General features: G+C 48.7%; 18 protein-coding genes. 11 read left to right on the top strand and 7 right to left on the bottom strand.

What is annotated here, in order from left to right:
- Positions 1-21 precede the first annotated feature (21 nt).
- Positions 22-282: a hypothetical protein gene (locus tag DU002_RS19315; protein ID WP_147271890.1), complete on the top strand. Its 261-nt coding sequence runs from the start codon at positions 22-24 to the stop codon at positions 280-282.
- Positions 283-555: 273 nt separating this feature from the next.
- Here DU002_RS19315 and DU002_RS16825 read toward each other — a convergent pair whose 3' ends face one another.
- Together DU002_RS16825 and DU002_RS16820 are read right to left on the bottom strand one after the other, a co-directional pair.
- Positions 556-966, bottom strand: coding sequence for a hypothetical protein (locus DU002_RS16825; protein ID WP_114339613.1), 411 nt, complete (start codon positions 964-966; stop codon positions 556-558).
- 5 nt (positions 967-971) lie between these two features.
- A complete protein-coding gene (locus DU002_RS16820) occupies positions 972-1,613 on the bottom strand; it encodes a DUF4056 domain-containing protein (protein WP_158538114.1) in 642 nt (213 codons plus the stop codon).
- Between the two features lie 213 nt (positions 1,614-1,826).
- Between DU002_RS16820 and DU002_RS19395 the strand changes: the two genes are divergently transcribed.
- The 3 genes from DU002_RS19395 (at position 1,827) to malZ (ending at position 4,712) form a co-directional block, all read left to right on the top strand.
- Entirely contained in the window at positions 1,827-1,976 is a 150-nt protein-coding gene (locus DU002_RS19395; RefSeq protein ID WP_158538112.1) for a hypothetical protein, read from the top strand.
- 476 nt (positions 1,977-2,452) lie between these two features.
- The gene (locus tag DU002_RS16815) at positions 2,453-2,668 is read left to right on the top strand and encodes a DUF7661 family protein (protein ID WP_114339611.1); all 216 of its coding nucleotides are present in this window, start codon (positions 2,453-2,455) and stop codon (positions 2,666-2,668) included.
- Between the two features lie 151 nt (positions 2,669-2,819).
- Entirely contained in the window at positions 2,820-4,712 is a 1,893-nt protein-coding gene (gene malZ, locus DU002_RS16810) for a maltodextrin glucosidase (RefSeq protein ID WP_114339610.1), read from the top strand.
- Between the two features lie 117 nt (positions 4,713-4,829).
- Here malZ and DU002_RS16805 read toward each other — a convergent pair whose 3' ends face one another.
- Both DU002_RS16805 and DU002_RS16800 read right to left on the bottom strand, forming a co-directional pair.
- Positions 4,830-6,281 carry a dihydrolipoyl dehydrogenase gene (locus tag DU002_RS16805; RefSeq protein WP_114339609.1) on the bottom strand — a complete coding sequence of 484 codons (1,452 nt, stop codon included), beginning with the start codon at positions 6,279-6,281 and terminating at the stop codon, positions 4,830-4,832.
- Positions 6,282-6,381: 100 nt separating this feature from the next.
- Positions 6,382-7,116 carry a glutathione peroxidase gene (locus DU002_RS16800; protein ID WP_114339608.1) on the bottom strand — a complete coding sequence of 245 codons (735 nt, stop codon included), beginning with the start codon at positions 7,114-7,116 and terminating at the stop codon, positions 6,382-6,384.
- A gap of 133 nt (positions 7,117-7,249) precedes the next feature.
- On the opposite strand from DU002_RS16800, the gene oxyR reads away from it, so the two are divergent.
- From oxyR to DU002_RS16785, 3 genes are all read left to right on the top strand, one after another.
- Positions 7,250-8,167 carry a DNA-binding transcriptional regulator OxyR gene (gene oxyR / locus DU002_RS16795; RefSeq protein ID WP_114339607.1) on the top strand — a complete coding sequence of 306 codons (918 nt, stop codon included), beginning with the start codon at positions 7,250-7,252 and terminating at the stop codon, positions 8,165-8,167.
- 35 nt (positions 8,168-8,202) lie between these two features.
- A complete protein-coding gene (locus DU002_RS16790; RefSeq protein WP_114339606.1) occupies positions 8,203-8,496 on the top strand; it encodes a PilZ domain-containing protein in 294 nt (97 codons plus the stop codon).
- A gap of 67 nt (positions 8,497-8,563) precedes the next feature.
- Positions 8,564-9,808: a diguanylate cyclase gene (locus DU002_RS16785; RefSeq protein ID WP_114339605.1), complete on the top strand. Its 1,245-nt coding sequence runs from the start codon at positions 8,564-8,566 to the stop codon at positions 9,806-9,808.
- A 105-nt stretch (positions 9,809-9,913) separates the two neighbouring features.
- On the opposite strand, the gene DU002_RS16780 is transcribed toward DU002_RS16785, so the two are convergent.
- From DU002_RS16780 to DU002_RS16770, 3 genes are all read right to left on the bottom strand, one after another.
- Positions 9,914-11,131, bottom strand: a complete 1,218-nt coding sequence (locus tag DU002_RS16780) for an ammonium transporter (protein WP_114339604.1) — start codon at positions 11,129-11,131, stop codon at positions 9,914-9,916.
- A gap of 244 nt (positions 11,132-11,375) precedes the next feature.
- Entirely contained in the window at positions 11,376-12,563 is a 1,188-nt protein-coding gene (locus tag DU002_RS16775) for an HD-GYP domain-containing protein (protein WP_114339603.1), read from the bottom strand.
- Between the two features lie 96 nt (positions 12,564-12,659).
- Complete coding sequence (locus tag DU002_RS16770; RefSeq protein WP_114339602.1) at positions 12,660-15,230, bottom strand: penicillin-binding protein 1A; 2,571 nt, start codon at positions 15,228-15,230, stop codon at positions 12,660-12,662.
- Positions 15,231-15,427: 197 nt separating this feature from the next.
- Here DU002_RS16770 and DU002_RS16765 point away from each other — a divergent pair, with 197 nt between their 5' ends.
- From DU002_RS16765 to DU002_RS16750, 4 genes are read left to right on the top strand one after another with little or no spacing between them, the layout of a single operon-like run.
- Positions 15,428-16,507: a pilus assembly protein PilM gene (locus DU002_RS16765; protein ID WP_114339601.1), complete on the top strand. Its 1,080-nt coding sequence runs from the start codon at positions 15,428-15,430 to the stop codon at positions 16,505-16,507.
- Positions 16,495-17,079 (top strand): PilN domain-containing protein, encoded by a 585-nt coding sequence (locus DU002_RS16760; protein WP_114339600.1) that lies wholly within the window; start codon positions 16,495-16,497, stop codon positions 17,077-17,079. The genes DU002_RS16765 and DU002_RS16760 overlap by 13 nt, the downstream gene beginning before the upstream one ends.
- Positions 17,076-17,675, top strand: coding sequence for a type IV pilus inner membrane component PilO (locus tag DU002_RS16755; protein ID WP_114339599.1), 600 nt, complete (start codon positions 17,076-17,078; stop codon positions 17,673-17,675). Before DU002_RS16760 ends, DU002_RS16755 begins: the two co-directional genes overlap by 4 nt.
- Entirely contained in the window at positions 17,675-18,190 is a 516-nt protein-coding gene (locus DU002_RS16750; RefSeq protein WP_114339598.1) for a pilus assembly protein PilP, read from the top strand. The genes DU002_RS16755 and DU002_RS16750 overlap by 1 nt, the downstream gene beginning before the upstream one ends.
- Positions 18,191-18,198 lie beyond the last annotated feature (8 nt).

Genomic DNA, 18,198 nt, shown 5'->3' with positions numbered 1-18,198 from the left:
CGGTATGCCACGGATACATGGATGTATAGGAGTGGTAAGTTACAGGAAGTACGGTCGAAAAATGCTCCCTGCGTTTTCGACATTCCCGCCATGCATGGCGGTCGTATGCCCAAAGCGCTGCGCGGGGCACGTTGTGTTCAGGAAGTACGGTCGAAAAATGCTCCCTGCGTTTTCGACATTCCCGCCATCCATGGCGGTCGTATACCCAAAGCGCTGCGCGGGGTGAGCTTTGTCGCAGATACATGGAACCCAATATACTTCGTGGGGTGTGCCAATGTATAGGAGTGGTAAGTTACAGGAAGTACGGTCGAAAAATGCTCCCTGCGTTTTCGACATTCCCGCCATCCATGGCGGTCGTATACCCAAAGCGCTGCGCGGGGTGAGCTTTGTCGCAGATACATGGAACCCAATATACTTCGTGGGGTGTGCCAATGTATAGGAGTGGTAAGTTACAGGAAGTACGGTCGAAAAACGCTCCCTGGATTTTCTATATGCCCGCCGTCGTAAATAGAAAGAGCTCTGACTGGCGGCAATAAATGATACTGACTAATTTCTTTAAATTGGCTGAATGAGAACGGCAATGATGTTGTTTGCCATCTCATTAATTTCCAGTGTTAGCTCTATATCCGCCTTGCGGTAGATGAATTTGGAGTGCTGGGCAAAACCGTTCTGTTGCAAGTAATCGTTAAGGAGTGCTTGCTGTGTGCTTGTGCCTTGAGGCGTATGCCAAATAACCTTACTTAATTGCGGTTTTGTGCCGTCAGCAGCGCTGTAGCGGTAGTTAATGATTTCAGCTCCCGCTGCTGTCGGTAAATCTTTAAGTAAAGGATCCGTTAATACAAAGTGGATTAAGCTACGGGGTTTATATGTGAGATCTTCCGATAAGCTTAACTTTACGACCCAAATAGAGAACCCAAGTGTGCATATAGTCAAAGTGAGGATCAGGCTAAGCACTATTTTTTTCATGTTTCTCAATCCGCCAGATGATAGAGAGCTCCAGGCTTTGCTGGGGTTATAGTTGTTAACTCAATTGGTAATTGCCCCCTGTAGGGTTTATTGGTTGGTTTTGGCGGGAGAGGGTATAGATATGGCAGTATAGAGTTGTTTTTTTGTTCTCCTACTGCGCCGTAGGTATCCCATAGTTGCAAAGCAAGTTCCTTTTGGACTGGTTCACATATTTTTATGTAATCTGTCGTAGGGTCTATTGCTCGGTAAAAGCCAACCAGATTAGAAACTAGATCTTCGGCACTATATCCACTGTTAGTAAAATGACGAAATATCCAGTTGCCCTGCATTTGCTCAAAATCATGGGAAACGTTTAAAAATATGCCCAATGCGACTGATTGCTTGTCTGCGATGGTAAGACCCCGTTTGATATTAAATGTTTTGGATATACCTATCTTTAGATGTCTATTTCCCATCACTTGGTTGTAACTGATTTGATAATGGCTACTGGAACCTTGAGGTTCGTTGATAATACTTTGCCAGAGTTTCAGAGCACCGCTTGGATGAGCGTGACCAAGGTCTACCCAACCACACTTAAGTGTATAAATAAGTCCATATTTACGGTGGGATGCTTGACTCCCGTGGATGATATCGCTGCGAGTGGTCATGGTGTCCTTGTCCAAATAGAGTGACGTCCTGTCTTTCGAACAATTTATCACCATCGGTGAAGTGTTACCATACCAAACTTTTCACGCTCACTGGTTCCTGGCAGTTGTTTAAACCTGCGTCCACTTTTGTTTTATTTGGGATGGCAAATTCTTACCTTTTTTATGTACAGGAAGTACGGTATGTCGCGGGTGCATGGATGCACAAGAGCGACGATGTACAGGAAGTACGGTACACCCAAAGCGCTGCGCGGGGTGAGCTTTGTCGCGGGTGCATGGATGCATAAGAGCGACGATGTACAGGAAGTACGGTATGCCACGGATAAATGGCAACCAATACACTTCGTGGGGTGTACCAATGTATAGGAGTGGTAAGTTACAGGAAGTATGGTCGAAAAATGCTCCCTGCGTTTTCGACATTCCCGCCATCCATGGCGGTCGTACACCCAAAGCGCTGCGCGGGGTGAGCTTTGTCGCGGGTGCATGGCACCCAATACACTTCGTGGGGTGTGCTAATGCACAAGAGCGACGATACCCACTGCGCTGCGCGGGGCACGCTGTGTTCAGGAAGTACGGTCGAAAAATGCTCCCTGCACTTTCGACATTTCCACCACCCATGGCGGTTGTATGCCAACTGCGCCGCAGGAGATGAGCTTTATTGCGGGTGCATGGCATTCAATACACTTAGTGGGGGGTGTTTGAGGTGCGATGGTGGTAATGAGTTGAACGAGCAGTGCCTTGATTTGACTATGACTCAATCTTGTTAAAATTTAACTTTAGCTAAGATTTTAGTTAGTACTACATATATATAACTGTGTTGTGTTGTGATGGGATGAGTCAACGTGAAGTTGAAATTTGACGTGTTTGGTAAGTCGATGAGCGTGCAACGGAGCAAGGGTGAGTGGCTATTGTTCACCGCGCCCGATTGCGGTATCGCCGTCCGCGTTTATGATGTAGTGATCCCTGCGGAGTTAACGGCCGAGGAAATATGTCTGTACTTAGACGATATTTATCACGAATATGCCAGCGAGCGGCATCCTGAAGTGAAGCAGCTTTGATAGGCGGTAAGACATCTGCTTTATTTGCTCTGCTGCACTGCTAAAACATACCTGAGTGCGAAGTTGTTACTCGTTTTGTCGTGACTGTCGCTGTTACTTTTTAACGGTTAGATCTAGTCTCTGAGGAGGTATTTTTCCATGGAGTGATCTTATGTCGCCTATTACCGCCTCGCCTATTACTGACTTGTCTTCTGCTGCCGCTTCCGGCCAGCGTTTATTACATTGGCAGATCGCCCCTTATCTGGTTCCGTCTGATCACTCTTACCTGGTCACTCTGTTATTGCATTCAAGTCTCAATGCAAAGCAGGTGTTTCTGCGTGCGGAGCCGGATAACGAAGAGTATCTGCTGCCGATGACTCTCACCTCTGCAGGTGCTGGCGATTGGCTCAGCTATCAAGCTGAATTGCCATTAAATCCAGCGGAACCTACCACAGTGTATTGCTTCAAGGTGGTGACTGAGGATAACCAGTTGTGGCTGGATGCCGCCGGTGAATCGCCACATATGCCGATGCGAGAGCAGAGCTTTAAGATAGTGGTGGGTGTTGCGCCGCCTGCATGGGTGCCACAACAGGTGTTTTATCAGGTGTTTGTTGAGCGGTTTAATAATGGTGATCCCGCCTGTGATATGGCGAAAGGTGCGTATCAAGTGCGTCATCAGGGACCGGTTAAAGCCAAGCCCTGGGGGGAACCGATAGATGGGGATAATCCAAATACAGAGTTTTACGGGGGGGATCTGGTCGGTGTTAAAAATAAACTGGATTATCTGCAGTCGCTTGGCGTCACCGCGCTTTATCTGAATCCGGTGTTTACTTCGCCCAGTGTGCATAAGTACGACATAGAAGATTATGAAAATGTCGACCTGAACTTTGGCGGCAATCAAGCCCTCGCTGCGCTGACCGATGATATGCATCAGCGTGGTATGAAGATCTTACTGGATGCAGTATTTAATCATTGCTCGGATACCCACCCTTGGTTTAACCGCTGGGGAACGCAAGACTCCATTGGGGCACACCAAGGTAAGCATTCGCCCTATTACGACTACTTCACCTTTATGGATCCTAATAATCCTGACAGTGAATTTTGTTGGCAGGGAAGTAAGGCGATCCCTGTTTTAAATCTGGGTCACCCTGAGCTGAAGGCTTATTTCTTTGATGCGCCAGATGCGATCACCCGTCGCTGGATGCAGCCCCCTTATAATGTCGATGGTTGGCGAGTGGATGTGATCCATATGATGGGAGAAGGCCCCCACGCCGATAATAATGCCAAAGTGCTTGGACAGATGCGCCAAGCAATTAAGGAGACCAACCCTGAGGGATACTTCCTCGGTGAACATTTCTTTGAAAATACCCGCTGGACCCAAGGCGAGCTCGAAGATGGAGCGATGAACTACTACGGCTTTGCATTGCCACTGCGGGCGTTTCTGGCAAAGCAGGATGTGAATTATCACCCCCATCAGCTCAGCGCTGCGCAGTTCGATGCTTGGTTGCGTCAAACCCGTTCCCGTACCCCTTATGCCACTCAGCTTTGCCAGCTTAACTTGCTGGACACCCATGACACGGCACGCTTTTTTACCCTGTTGAATGAAGATGAAGGGCTGATGAAGCTGGCCGTGGTGTTACTGATGACTTACCCCGGTGTGCCGTGTATCTATTACGGCGATGAAACGGGCATGGTTGGGGGCAATGATCCCTACAACCGTGCTTGTTTTGATTGGGATGAAGCGCACTGGAATCATTCTCTGTGGCGGCATTATCAGCAGATGATCGCATTGCGTCAGCAAACTCCCGCACTGCAGGCGGGTGCCTATCACACGCTATATGCTGAAGGGGATGGATTTGTGTTTGCTCGATTTGATGCTGAGCAGTGCTGCGTTATCGCGATTAACCGCAGCGCCGACAGGCCGTTAACCATGGCGCTTACGGCAGATTTTATGGCGGCATTGAGCAAAGCGGGTCAGTGGTCACTGCTGGTTGGGGAAGGTATCAACAAGGATGGCGTTATCACTCTGCCAGCAACAGGATTTGCTGTGTGGGACTTAAGCTAGGCGGCAGTGCGCTCTCATTTAACCGTGGAGAGATATCAATTAAACAGGTAAGGCGCCATGGGGCGCCTTATTTTTACTTGCAGCACAAAATCACATATGGGTGATTGTGAACCGTCACTATGCGCCGGGGCCACACTCCATGCACTGTTCGATCATTGCCGGACCCAAATGCAGTTTGGCGTTAAGGTCACGTAACGCGGTGCGCAAGCCCTCTTCGATCACTGGGTGATAGAACGGCATATCCAACATCTGGGCGATGGTCATCTTTTGTTGATGGGCCCAAGCCAGCAGGTGGGCGATGTGCTCCGCACTGGGGCCGATCATTTCAGCGCCTAAAAAGCGTCCGGTGCCCTGCTCACCGTAGACGTGCAACATCCCTTTGTTTTTCAGCATCACTCGACTACGGCCCTGATTTTCAAAGCTCACCTCGCCGGTAGCGAAACAGCCACAGCTACCATACTGTTTTTCCAGCTCACGATGGCTTTGACCGACCATAGCAATTTGTGGGTCAGAAAATACGGCAGCGATGGCGCTGCGGCGCAGACCGGCACGGATATCGGGAAAGCGTCCAGCATTGTCCCCGGCAATACGCCCTTGATCAGCCGCTTCGTGCAATAGCGGGATCTGATTGCTGGCATCACCCGCAATAAACAGATTCGGCACTGAGGTTTGCAGTGTATAGTGATCTGCCGTGGGTACACCCCGTTCATCCAGCTCGATATTGATATTTTCCAGTCCCAGCTTATCAACGTTAGGACGGCGCCCTGTGGCGGCTATCACGTAATCAACATGGGTTTCGATATATTCGCCCTGCTTATCGTTATAGGCGAGGAACACACGGTCGCCATCACGCTTGATGGTTTCAACTTTGGCATCCGCATCAAGATAGAACTCTTCGGCAAAGGCGTTGCGGGCGTATTCGGCGACATCGGGATCGCTCAGTGGACCGACTTGGTTACCGACACCAAACATCAACACACGTACACCAAGCCGGTGCAGTGCTTGCCCTAGCTCCAGGCCAATAACGCCGGGTCCAAATACGGCCACAGATTCTGGCAGGTCGTCCCATTCGAAGACATCATCGTTAATTAGTAAACGGTCACCCAGTTCTGCCCATGGCGCGGGATAAGTGGGGCGAGAGCCGGTGGCGATAACAATGCGCTTGGCTGTGATCTGGGTGTGATCATCGATCTGCAGCGTTGTGGCATCGATAAACTTGGCATAACCACGGATCTTGTCTTCAGCCGGAATACCATCGACCGCTTCAACTACGAAGCCGGCAAAGCGGTCACGCTCGCTTTTTACCCGCTGCATCACCTGCTTGCCATGAATGATTGGCTTGGCGGGCACTTCAATACCAAACTTGTCCGCCTTGCCGATATCGTGGGCGGCTTCGGCGGCGGCAATCAGTAGTTTCGATGGCATACAACCGACGCGTGCGCATGTCGTACCGTAAGGGCCACCTTCGATCATGACGACGCTGGCGGTGTGTTCTTTTGCTGCGCGATAAGCGCCAAGGCCAGCGGTGCCTGCGCCGATCACAGCGACATCTACGTTCAGTTGTTGCATATCGAACCTCTTATACTGTCACGATCGATGGCTTAGCCATCCATCGCGTTAAAAATATGGGGCGGCGGTGTGACCCGCCGCTGACATGGCGATGACTTAATTAGCCGGCCAAATGGGCGTCTAACTCTTCGCTACCGCCGATGTGCTTACCGTCGATGAAGACTTGCGGCACAGTGCTGCGGCCAGAAATGGCTTTGAGGCTGACGCTAGTGGCGTCGGTGCCCAGAATCACTTCTTCGTAACGCAAGCCTTTGTCGAGCAGGGCTTGCTTAGCGCGGGCACAGAACGGGCATCCCGGCTTAGTGATGATGCTGATTGACGACGGTGCTTTTGCCTGCGGATTGATATATTCCAGCATGGTGTCAGCGTCAGATACTTCAAACGGGTCGCCTGGCTTTTCTGGCTCGATGAACATTTTTGCAATCACGCCATCTTTCACCAACATGCTGTAGCGCCATGAACGCTTGCCAAAGCCGAGGTCATCTTTATCAACCAGCAGACCCATACCTTCACTGAACTCACCATTGCCGTCTGGAATAACGGTGATGTTTTCTGCTTCTTGGTCGGCTAACCATGCATTCATTACAAAGGTGTCGTTAACACTTAAGCAAACGATCTCATCGACGCCGTTTTCAAACAACACGGGCGCCAACTCGTTGTAGCGTGGCAGGTGTGTGCTTGAACACGTTGGCGTAAATGCACCCGGTAAGGCGAATACAGCGACGGTTTTACCTGCGAACAACTCGTTTGTGCTGATATCAACCCACTGATCGTCTTTGCGAGTGTGGAAAGTAACGTTAGGGACGCGTTGTCCTTCTTTGTTTTCAAAAGCCATGTCGTGCTCCAATTGATTATCTGTGGGGCGTTTTGCCCGGGTCATTGCTTGCTTCGGGAGTAACTATAGGTGGGATTGTTATATTGGTGAAATCGTTTATATTTATTTAAGTGATAGGTTTTGGCTATTAAAGATGAACATTAGAGATTTTCAGTACTTAATCGCATTACATGATACTGGCCACTTCGGCCGCGCTGCCGCGAGTTGCTATGTCAGTCAGCCCACGCTCAGTGGCCAGCTAAGTAAGTTGGAAGATGAGTTGGGTCTGCAGCTGGTGGAACGCAGCCGTCGCAGCATGATGTTTACGCCGGCTGGAGAGGCCATTGTGGCTCAAGCAAGGCAGGTATTGTTAGCTGTGGACGAAGTTAAACATGAGGCCGAACGTTGGCGTGATCCGATGGCGACGACATTGCGACTGGGGCTGATACCGACGGTGGCGCCTTATCTTTTGCCTCACCTGCTACCCGCGGTGCAAAGAGAGTTTCCAGCGCTAAGAGTCGAATTGCATGAGTTGCAAACCGAGGTGTTGTTGGAGCAACTGGGACAAGGCAAATTGGATGCGCTTATTCTGGCTAAATTGCCGGGGATGGAAAAATATGATGACCGGCTGCTTTATCAGGAGCCAATGCTGCTCGCCGCCGCATTTGATCACCCTCTGTTGCAGCAGCCCTCCTTGCAGCTGGCGCAATTGCAGGGTGAATCTGTGCTGATGCTGGAAGATGGCCACTGTTTGCGGGATCAAGCGCTCGGTGTCTGTTTTGCTGCTGGCGCGGAAGAGGATCCCAGTTTTCGCGCGACTAGCTTGGAAACCTTACGTCATATGGTGGCTTTGGGGAGGGGGATCACATTAATGCCGTTATTGGCCTGTTCAGAAACAGGTAAATCCCACGGCCTTTGCTACGCTAATTTTAGCGCACCGCAACCAACACGGGACATCGTTATGTTGTGGCGAAAAGGCTCTGGTATTAGCAGAACCTGTACGCCGCTCTCAGATCTGTGCTCGGAAGTGGTGAAAGAGGCAATGCGAGGTTATATTCACAGCGCTGGATAAGCCAATAAGTTAGGCAACCAAACAGGGAGGATGCGATGATCTCGCATGATGATCGTAGAAATTTCTACCGCATGATGGTGAATGCTGAAGTCACATTAACGCAAGTGACGACGGACTCTCGTTATGAGGGAACCTGTATCAACCTCAGTGCAACTGGGATGGCAGTGTCGGTAGATGAAATGATTGATGCAGATATGGAACTGGAAGCACGGCTTGAAGCCGCTGACCAAATGGTTCCTGCACTCAATGCGAAGACCAAAGTGATTCGGTGTACGCCCCAAGGGGACGGGAGCTACATGCTAGGGCTTGAGATCCTCGATGTAGTTTAGCCAGGTACAGGCACCACATACTGATTCTGTTTTAAGTATTCTCACTTATCTGGAGAAGATAACGGATATGGAGCGGATCCTGGTTGTAGAAGACAGCCCTATGGTGCTGAAGATTATTCGTCATTTGATCTTACAGGGGCTGGATGTTGATGTTGTAACCCAAACCGATTTAGCAAGTTGTCGTGAACAGCTTGATAGCGATGGTGAGTTTTTTGCCGCTGTTGTCGATCTGAATCTTCCTGACGCGCCCAATGGTGAAGTGGTTGAACTCGTGCTTGATCGTCAAATACCTACCGTGGTGTTAACCGGTAGTTATGATGATGAGCGGCGAGAGCGCTTGCTGAGTATGGGAGTAGTGGATTACGTCGTTAAAGAGAGTCGTCATAGTTACGACTATGTCGTAAAGCTGCTGCGTCGCTTGCAAAAAAATCGTCATATTAAAGTACTGGTCGCTGATGATTCCGGCACTACCCGCCGTTTCATTAAAGGCTTGCTACAGCAGCATTTATACCAAGTGTTAGAAGCGAAAGATGGTAAGGAAGCCCTGAAAGTCTTAGCTCAACATCCCGATGTCAGCATCCTGATCACCGACTATGCGATGCCTGAAATGGATGGGTTCGAATTGGTCAAGCAGGTGCGCACCGAAAAAGATAAGCATGAACTGGTGATTATCGGCCTGTCATCCACTGAAAGCGGTGCGTTGTCCGCCAAGTTTATTAAAAATGGCGCCAATGACTTCTTGCGTAAGCCTTTCTTTCATGAAGAGTTTCACTGCCGTTTAATGCATAACCTGGAAGAGATGGAGTTGATCCAGGCGATCCAGGACGCAGCCAATAGGGATTATCTAACTCAGCTCTATAACCGCCGCTACTTTTTCACCACAGGTGGGAAGCACCATGAGCAAGCGGTTGCCAAAGGTCAGCAATTGGCGTTGGCGATGCTGGATATTGATCACTTCAAGCAACTGAATGATAACTACGGCCATGAGGCTGGCGATGAGGTGTTACGACAACTGGCATCTAAGATGACGCAGGCCTTTCCTCGTTTTATTTGCGCGCGTATGGGCGGTGAAGAGTTTTGTATCATGATGCCCGGCCTAAATAACGATCAAGCCAATCAGCTTTTAGAAGGCTTTCGTTTGATGGTGGCGCAGCAACCCTTTATGTATGGTGATACAGAGCTTCAGGTGACCTTTAGCGCGGGAGTTACCAACCAGCTATCCAGTTGTTTGGATAATATGTACCAAGGGGTGGATGAGTATCTTTATCGGGCCAAAGAAGCGGGTCGCAACTTCGTGATTACTGACGACTAACGAAAAGCTTCACTCTATCCATCATCTCATTAGGTTGATTGATTAGATTGTAAGCACGAAAAAGGGCATTCCGCGGAATGCCCTTTTTCATGTTAAGTGCAGAGGTTAAGGCACTTCGGAGTTGATTGCTTTAATCTTGTGAATCGCTAAATCAGCGCCTTGGAATTCATCCTCTTGGCTCAGACGAATACCTATGATGGTTTTAACTAGCCCGTAGATAACGAAGCCGCCAACCAGCGCAATAACCAGCCCCGTAATAGAGCCGATCAGTTGGCTCATAAAGGTTACACCGCCAAGGCCGCCAAGCGCTTCCAGACCGAAGATGCCCGCAGCGATACCGCCCCAAACGCCGCATAAACCGTGCAAAGGCCAAACACCCAATACGTCATCGATATCCGGGCGGCGATTCTGCAGGTAGGTAAAGACGACGATGAATAAGCCGCCAGCAACAGAGCCAACGATCAGTGCACCGATAGGATGCATCAAGTCCGAGCCTGCACAAACAGCCACAAGGCCGGCTAAAGGACCGTTATGGATAAAGCCTGGGTCGTTTTTACCCATCAGCATGGCAACGACAATACCGCCAACCATGGCCATCAGCGAGTTCAATGCCACGAGGCCTGATATACCTGTCAGTTGCTGAGCAGACATGACATTAAAACCAAACCATCCTACGGTCAGAACCCATGCACCTAGCGCTAGCATAGGGATATTGGAGGGAGCGAAACCAACGACGGTGCCACCTTTAACACGCCCTTGACGAGTACCGAGCAACATGATGGCAGCAAGTGCGATCCAACCGCCGACACCATGAACCACAACGGAGCCTGCGAAATCGTGGAATTGGGCGCCAAAACTCTGTTCCAACCAAGTCTGGAAGCCATAATTACCATTCCAGATCATACCTTCAAAGGTGGGATAGAGCAGAGAAACACACAGCAGAGAAGCTAATAGCATGGGGTAGAAGCGCGCACGCTCGGCAACGCCACCACTGACAATGGCTGGGATGGCAGCAGCGAAAGTCAGCAGGAAGAAAAATTTGACCAGCTGATAACCGTTGTCTGCAGCTAAAGTGTCTGCACTGGCGAAAAAGTGCTCGCCATAAGCCAGCCAATAACCAACAAAAAAGTAACCTAATGTCGAAACGCCGAAGTCAGTGATGATTTTCACTAAGGCGTTGACCTGGTTTTTTTCGCGTACGGTACCCACTTCCAAAAAGGCAAAGCCGGCGTGCATGGCCAGCACCATGATGGCACCGCCCAGTACAAATAGGGTGTCGGCACTTTGAAGCAGTGTTTCCACCGCGCTATTGATGTCTTCCACAATTCCTCCAGTTTAAATCGAGCGCATTCAATTGGTGCAAAATGCGCCAATTAAGTGCAAAAATTTCACACCTTGTTGAGCAAGGAGTGAAACTTAGCTTCGCTTTTATAAATTTAATTATTTTTATCAATCACTTATGTTTGTGATTGTTGGGCTGCTATGGTTTGCACCTGAACAGTTCAATAACTAAAGCAGGATGTGTGCCATAACAAAAAGGAGGTATGGGAAACGCGAAGATTGGTGATTAGAAATACTTTTGGATGTCTAATTTATGGGTCTCAGGTTTTTCGCAGGAGGCGATCTTTTCATTGCATTTAGGGTCTGCAAGATCGATAAATTCTACGTCAATATGATGCTGATACTTGACGCTGTAAAACACTTTTACTTGCGGTTTAGTGAGCTCTTTTTCATTAGTTTTGGTGACAATGCCTAATTTTTCACTTTCCAGTTTCACCAGAGTGCCAACCGGATAGATACTCATGCAGCGAATAAACTCTAGTACCAAGTCGGCATCTAATTGATCCGGACATAAGCCTTTTAAGATCCCTAATGCTGCGTTCGGTACCATGCCACGCTTATAACAACGGTCCGCCGTTAGTGCGTCATATATGTCGACGATAGACACCATGCGACCATACTTTGAAATTTTATTGGCCGTTAATTTATATGGGTAGCCGCCGCCGTTGAGTTTCTCATGGTGTTGAATAATGACTTCCATGGTTAAACGTGGAACTTCAACGCCGCTTTCAATGACCACATCCCGGCTATATACCACGTGATTTTTCATTAACTGAAACTCTTCGGCAGTTAATTTACCCGGCTTATGTAGCACCTCTTCGGCGATTTTAATTTTGCCTAAATCATGGAGCAGTGCACCTAAGCAGATTTGATCGGTTATTTTTCGATCTAATTTTAGATGCTTAGCAAACACGGCCATCAGAATAGATACATTGATGGAATGTTCGAGTAGATAAGAATCTTTTTCGCGGATGCGGGTTAAGCAGAGCAATGCATCTTGATTGCGGAACACAGAATCGATGAATGATCCTGTTAGTTCTGCCATCGGCTTAATTTCAAGGGTCTTACCGGCTGCGATATCATCCAGTGCTTTTTGTTGTAGTCCTCTGGCTTCGGTATAGAGTTTCTCTGCTTTTACCATTTCGTCAGCGAAACTGGCACTGCCATGTTGTTCCGCTTTATCTGGTGTTGTTTTGGGTTGTTTTGCAGGAACTGGGGATTGAGGGAGATCGTCGCCTCGATCGGTATCGATAACGACTTCAACCACGCCTTTTTTACGCATCAAATCAACAACACTTTGGCTAGGCACCTTGCCCGCTTTTTTTATGTTGTGATGCTTACCGCCAGCTTGTTTGGCAATACCGTCTACATACATACCAGCTCTGAGCTGATCGATTGAAATTGTCTTCAGCATTTAAACTGCGCAGTAATAACAAGGCTTAATCATGGCTGCAGTCTAACCTATGAAACGGGAGTGTGATACTAAGGGGATCACACTCCGTTTATCTGTTTAGAACAGTTCCTCAGAGCGTTGTTGGTCAGAGCTATCATCACTGTCGAATGGATTGTCTTGGGTGGCTTCGGCAAACGTGGTGGGTTCACTGCCTTGGATGAAATACTCGAATCTGGATGTGTGGTCTGCTCTTCTCGCTAGCTTACCTGTTTCACGATCGATACGAACACTGACGATCCCTTCCGGTGTTGCCATTCTGGCCTCTTTTTGGCCTTTGAGGCTAGCTTGCATGAAAGTAATCCAAGCGGGCAGCGCGGTTTTTGCTCCAAACTCCTTGCCCGTGATCTGCTCCTTGCCCATGTTGGCATTACGTGAAGCAGCGCCTAGGTTGCGTTGATGATCGTCAAAGCCGATCCATGAGGTGGCAACCAGGTTACTGTTGTAGCCGGAAAACCAAGCGTCTTTCGCTTCGTTGGTGGTACCTGTTTTACCTGCAATATCCCGGCGCTTCAGCTGTCTGGCCGCGCGCCAGGCTGTACCGTTCCAACCCGTACCATCTCGCCAGCTGCCTCCTCCCCATACCGCGCTGTTTAGTGCTTGGGTGACAAGGAATGCGTTTTGGGCTGAGATAACACGTGGTGCTAGCTGCGCAGGCTCTACCGGAGTGGCAGGACTAATTGGAAACTCGTCATCAGCGTTCTGTTTTGGTATTGGCACGCAATCGCTACAGGCTACTTTGGGGGTACTTTGAAAAATGATATTGCCCTGAGGGTCTTCAATCTTATCGATCAGGTAGGGCTCTACGAGAAAGCCACCGTTGGCAAAGACGGCAAAAGCTGTGGCGACCTCCATCGGCGTCAGAGACGCAGAACCAAGGGCTAGAGATTCATTTCTGGGTAATTCATTGATATCGAAGCCGAATCGCGTCAGGTAACGGCGTAGATCTTGAAGTCCAACCGCCCGTAACAAGCGCACCGAGATAACGTTTTTCGATTTAGCCAAGGCGACGCGCAGTCGAGTTGGCCCTTCGTAGACTGGCGGTGAATTCTTTGGTCGCCATGCTGTGCCCTGACGGGAGTCCCATTGGTTGATGGGCGCGTCATTAATGATGCTTGCTAAGCTGAAGTTATCTTCAAGAGCGGCTGAGTAGATAAAAGGCTTAATGTTTGAGCCGACCTGGCGCTTGGCCTGGGTCACCCGATTGTACTGGCTGAACTGGTAGTTAAAGCCACCGACCAAAGCTTCGATGCCACCGTTTTTTGGATTGAGTGCAACAAGTGCGGCGTTGGCTTCTGGTACTTGAGCCAGTGACAACTCTCCCTCTTCGTGAGTGCGTATCCAGATCTGGTCGCCAGGATTAACTATTTCGGCTGCTGTCTTCGGTGCTTTTCCCTGGCGCTCATCAGAGATATAGGGGCGTGCCCAGTTCATCCCTTCCCATGGCATGGTACTCAGCAAGCCGCCGCGAACAGCGACTTCCGCAGTTGTTTCCGATACGGAAATAACCACCGCTGGTAGCAGATCGCCGACGGGTGAGACATCATCCAAATAATCGAAAATCTTCTCGGTCGTCCAGCCTTCGCTTATCGGTGCTATCTCGCTGTCGTTTTGCTGCGCTTCGTCTGAGCTGATAAGGGCATTTGAACCGTCCTGCCATAGCTGCTTCACTGCACCGCGGTAGCCGTGGCGAATATCATAAGCAAATAGATTCCCGACAACCGCCTTTTCAGCCGCTATCTGTGCTTTGCTTTGTACTGTTGTATAAACGTTGTAGCCGCCGGTATAAGCCTCATCTTCGCCGAGCAGGTTAATGATTTCCTGACGAACCATCTCTGACAGATAGGGGGCGTAAATACCCACTTGAGGGCCGTGATATTTTCCAGTGATGGGGGCCGCATCCGCTTCTGCGAAACTAGCCTGATCAATTGCGCCGACCTCTAGCATTCGCCTTAGTACGTGATGTCTTCTGTCTTTGGCGCGTTCAGGAGAACGGATTGGGTTTAGTAAAGAGGGGGCTTTGGGTAAGCCTGCAATAACCGCAATCTGAGCTAGAGATAATTCATCAACTGATTTGCCATAATAAACTTCTGCAGCAGCGCCGACACCATGGGCACGATAACCCAAAGGGATTTTATTTAAATAAAGTTGGAGAATTTCGTCTTTGGTTAAAAGTTCTTCAATATGCCAAGCGAGAAATATCTCTTTAATTTTTCGCATGTATGTTTTTTCCCGAGAGAGGAAAAAGTTACGTGCTACCTGCATGGTAATTGTGCTTGCCCCTTGACGCTTTTCACCTGTCATTAATAAAGAGGTAAATGCGCGGGCTATACCAATGACATCGATGCCTGGATGGTCATAAAACCGCCAATCTTCCGTCGCAAGAAACGCATTAACCATGGTCTCCGGGATCTGTTCCATTTCCAATGGAATTCGTCTTTTTTCGCCAAACTGGGATAGTAATTGACCGTCAGCGCTATAAACCTTCATTGGCGTTTGTAAGCGCATAGTTTTTAACGTATCTACATTGGGTAATTCAGGCGCTATATAAAAATAAAGGCCGATGACAGCCAATGTACCGGTCAAAAAGCAGCTGATGAATGCTATAGATAGCCATTTAATCCACTTCACGGTGGCAGACTCCAGGGGGACTAATTTTCATTTCTGTGATCAGAGAAGGCTAGTATAGGGATCTCGCTCATAAATAACGAATAGTTTTGAGAACTCTACTGTTGGATGGCGACTCGAACTGTTCTATGCTAACAGCCAGAACCAAAAAATTAACATAATAGCAATCTTTCTATTTTCAGGGAGTTTGGCGAGGGGTCATGCTGAAGGGCTTTTTAGAACAGCAAACCCCCCCGATGGTCGGCATAGATATTGGCTCGAATTCAATCAAAGCCGTGTTGTTATCTAAAACAACAGACGGATTTAGATTGGATGGCGTGGCTCAGATGCCGGTACCAAAAGGGGCGGTTGTAGATCACGAGATTCAGGACATCGAGGCTGTTGGCGGAGTGATTAAAACACTTCGCAAACGTTTTGACAGAAAAGTGCGCCTGGCGGCAGCTGCTGTCAGTGGCTCGTCCGTCATGACTAAAGTGATTTTCATGGATGCGGCTCTGTCTGACAATGAGATGGAAGAACAGATCCGGATTGAAGCAGATAACTTAATTCCGTACGCATTGGATGAAGTGAGCTTAGACTTCGAGACCATTGGTCCCAATCGTGCAGATCCAACCAAAGCAGACGTATTGTTGACCGCTTCTCGCACAGAGAATGTTGAAGCGCGTGTTAGTGCTCTTGAAGAGGGTAATTTCAGCGCTAAAGTGATCGATGTTGAGGCTTACGCGCTGGGCCGCAGCGTCGAATTGATGGTGGGGCAGCTCGAAGGCTACTCTGAGAAAAGTGTTACTGCGGTGGTCGATATCGGTTCAAATATGACAACCTTTAGTTTTGTCGTAGATGGGCAGGTTGTGTATACCCGAGAGCAAGCCTTTGGTGGTGAGCAATTTACTCAGTCGTTGATGTCTTATTACGGGATGGAACATGCCGAAGCGGAAACGGCGAAACTAACAGGCGAACTTCCACGTAACTACACTTTTGAAGTGTTGGCGCCGTTTCAAACATCGTTAATTCAACAGCTGCGACGAACTATTCAGATTTTTTCGACCTCAAGTGGTTACGATAAAGTCGATAATTTAGTTCTTGCCGGTGGTACCGCACAGCTTGAAGGTATTGTGCAACTGCTTTCAGATGAGTTAGGTGTGGAAACCATCGTGGCTAACCCTTTTAGCGGTATGACATTGGCTGAAGAAATTGCCCCTGAAGCGATTACAACGGATGCAGCAAAATATGCTGTTGCCTGCGGCCTAGCATTAAGGAGCTTTAGCCAATGGCACATATAAACCTCCTTCCTTGGCGCGAAGAGGCGCGCAAGCGTCGTCAAAGTGCCTTCACGGCGATGCTCGGAGCGACTGTCTTTGCGGGTGTTTTGTTGATGTATGGCGTTTACTCAATTGTTGATGGTGTCATTGACAGCCAACGTCATCGAAATGCTTATCTACAGCAGGAAATTCAAGTTCTGGATCGTCAGATTGCAGAGATTAAAGAGCTGCGCAAGAAAAAATCTGAACTGGCACAACGTATGAAGTTGATTAGCGACCTGCAGAAGAACCGGAATATGGTGACGCGGGTATTTAATGAATTAGCATCATCGGTGCCTGGTGGTGTGTATATGACGGAACTTGACCGCAAGTCTGGCAATATCCAGATTGTTGGGCGCTCCGAGTCTAATAACCACCTTTCTAATTTGATGCGCCGTGTCGTGAATTCAAGTTGGTTGACTGATCCTACCTTGCAATCGATTCAGGCAGATCCGAAAGAACCGAAGTTGAAGAGCTTCTCAATGCGTCTTCGTATCAAAGAAGCTGCAGCACCTGTTGCTGAAGACGCTAAGCAGAGGGGAGCTAAACGATGAAATTTGACTTGAAAGAGCTGAATGAAATCGATTTCAATGAGTTGGACCTTAACAATATGGGCGAATGGCCTTCTACGGTTAAGGCCATATTCATAGGGATTGTTGGTGTTCTTACTTGCTTCCTGTTTTATTACTTCATGATCGGTGATCAGCTCGACGATTTGTCGCGAGAGCAGGCTCGTGAAATTGAATTACGGGAACAGTTTCGCTCTAAATATCATTTAGCTGCCCGGGTGAAAACCTACCGTGAGCAGATGAAAGCGATGGAAGAAACGTTTGAAAACTTGCTGCGTATCTTGCCGCTAAGCCATGAAACACCGGGTCTGTTGGACGATATTACCTATGTCGGCACTACCCATGGCCTCGAGTTCGTTAACATTAACTGGGAACCCGAGCGGCCACAGGAATTTTATATCGAGCTGCCTATCGCGATCGTTGTTGAGGGTGACTATCACCAATTTGGTGACTTCGTGTCAGATGTCTCTGCATTACCACGAATTGTTAGTCTCCATGACTTTTCTATTAAGCGTATAGATGAGTCGAAGTTGCAGCTGAGTATTTTGGCTAAAACATACCGCTACAAGGAGGCTCAGTAATGAAGAAGTTAGCATTGCTCGCCTTGGTTAGTGCGGGACTTTATGGTTGCGGAGACGATATTAGCGATCTACAGGAGTTTGTTTCCTCCGTTAAAGCGACGCAGTCAGGTTACGTGGAACCTATGCCTGAAGTTGCGCCGTTTCAGCATGAAGATTACGTGGCGAGTGAATTGAGAAGCCCGTTTGTGGCGCCTCAGCCTGAGCTTATCGTAGAAGCGGTTGAAGTAGTAAAAGATTGCTTAACACCTGATGTCAATCGTATTAAAGAGCCTTTGGAAGCTTATGCGATTGATAATCTGACAATGAAGGGCACCGTTGGTGATGCCGAAGGTCTTTGGGCGTTGATGCAGACTGATGACGGAGGCTTGTTCCGTGTGAGAGCCGGTTATCATATGGGGCTCTATTTCGGATTGGTGACGCAAGTGCGCCGTGATGGTTTAGATCTTATCGAGTTAATCCCTGACGGCTCAGGCTGTTGGGTAGAGCGCTACACCGATGTGGCACTTGCGGAATAATAAGTAGA

Source organism: Corallincola holothuriorum, assembly GCF_003336225.1.
Lineage (GTDB): Bacteria > Pseudomonadota > Gammaproteobacteria > Enterobacterales > Neiellaceae > Corallincola > Corallincola holothuriorum.
The sequence above is the reverse complement of the archived record's forward strand: the minus strand, read 5'-3'. Positions and strand labels throughout refer to the sequence as shown.